Annotated in this window: 1 protein-coding gene; it reads left to right on the forward strand. The window is 36.9% G+C overall.

Annotation, left to right across the window (positions count from 1 at the left end; translation table 11 throughout):
* The coding region (locus FCS21_RS17955; protein WP_171035759.1) for a deoxynucleoside kinase at positions 1 to 284 on the forward strand (284 nt) is incomplete at its 5' end.
* Positions 285 to 406: the final 122 nt, after the last annotated feature.

Genomic DNA, 406 nt, shown 5'->3' on the forward strand with positions numbered 1-406 from the left:
TATTAATCCATGTCCGCGTTAGTTTCGAAACAATGCTCTCACGGATTCAAAAACGTGGTCGTTCTTATGAACAATTAGAAGCCGATCCAACCCTCTACGACTATTACAAGGAATTAAACAGCCGTTATGACGCTTGGTACGACTCTTATGATGAAAGTCCTAAGATGCAAATCGACGGCGACGTATTAGACTTCGTTGAAAACGAAGCTGATCGTAAAAAAGTCATCGATATGATCGACCAACGGGTTAAAGAATTAAAAGAACAACAATCAAAAGCAATCTAAATCTGATTTAAAAAGGCCTGGATAAGTTATTATCCAGGCCTTTTTTGCATACAAATGTGTACGTTATCAATTGAGCTCAGATTTTTCTAAGTGTGATTTTTGAATCCATAATTCGTGAACAA

This window comes from Colwellia ponticola (assembly GCF_005885605.1).
Lineage (GTDB): Bacteria > Pseudomonadota > Gammaproteobacteria > Enterobacterales > Alteromonadaceae > Colwellia > Colwellia ponticola.